Origin of the sequence: Psychrobacter sp. Ps2 (assembly GCF_022129405.1) — a bacterium.
GTDB lineage: Bacteria > Pseudomonadota > Gammaproteobacteria > Pseudomonadales > Moraxellaceae > Psychrobacter.
This window is the reverse complement of sequence record NZ_JADQAM010000019.1, coordinates 1-1,242: the sequence shown is the minus strand read 5'-3', so window position 1 is coordinate 1,242 and position 1,242 is coordinate 1. Positions and strand designations below refer to the sequence as shown.

Genomic DNA, 1,242 nt, shown 5'->3' with positions numbered 1-1,242 from the left:
ATACGGTCATCAAACATAATCATAAAACGATTCAGAGCAGACGTCCAGTTACGGATTGGCATCGACCACTTTTTAGACGCCTGCTGGGTGGCTAAGTACACCACTTTGAATGCTGCCTGATCAGAGGGGAACACCTTACGCTTATTCACTGCCGTCCGAATCACACTGTTTAGCGACTCTATCGCATTGGTGGTATAAATCACTTTTCTGATGTCTTTCGGATACTCAAAGAACACCGTTAAGCCCTCCCAGTTATTGCGCCAAGACTTGACCACGTGCGGGTAATCTTTGCCCCAAGTCTCATCGAAATGCTCAAGATTGGCTTCTGCCATCTCAAGCGTATCAGCGCCGTAGATGGCTTTTAGATCAGCCGCTACCTCTCTTTTATCTGTCCACGGCACAAACTTCATCGAATAGCGCACCATGTGTACGATACACAGTTGAACCTGAGCATCGGGGTAGACCGTATTGATAGCATCAGGGAAACCCTTTAGGCCATCGACACAGGCAATGAGAATATCCTGTACTCCGCGGTTTTGAAGCTCGGTAAGCACGCCAAGCCAGAACTTAGCGCCTTCGTTCTCTGATAGCCACATACCAAGCAGCTCTTTTTTACCGCTCAAATTGACGCCTAATGCTAAGTAAATGGCCTTGTTTATGATCTGCTTGTCTTGACGTACTTTGACGACGATGCAGTCCAAATAGACGATAGGATAAACACTGCTCAGCAGCCTGTTCTGCCATGCGGTGATGTCATCTATAATGTTGTCAGTAACTCTTGAAACTAAGCTGCTTGAGATATCTACATCATAGAGCTCTTTGATGGTTTCGACGATCTCGGTGGTGGTTTGGCCTTTGGCATAAAAGAATATGATTTTATCATCAAGGCCGCTAATACGACTTTGATGCTTACGCACTAGGACAGGTTCAAAAGCGCCTTCACGGTCTCTTGGGGTGGATATCTCAAGATCGCCTGTATCACTGCGGACTCTCTTTTTAGTGTGACCGTTGCGCTTGTTAGGCTTGTCTGTCTTCTCATGCTTAGGATAGCCAAGATGATCTTCCATCTCAGCCTCAAGGGCCGTGTCGATAAACGATTGCATGAGTTGCTTTTGAAAGTCTTTGATGTCATCGAAGCTTTTCATGCTACCAGCCATTTGCTCGGCCAGTTTCTTAATGTCAGATTGAGTAGTCATTGCTTATTCTCCTATTAGTGGATTATAAGCAGTTACACAGTTTTTA

1 protein-coding gene is annotated in these 1,242 nt (G+C 45.6%); it reads right to left on the bottom strand.

The annotated features are described in order from the left end of the window. Nucleotides 1-1,196, bottom strand: a 1,196-nt coding sequence (locus I3254_RS00790; protein ID WP_238050499.1) for an IS256 family transposase, incomplete at its 3' end; no start/stop codon positions are given. Nucleotides 1,197-1,242 lie beyond the last annotated feature (46 nt).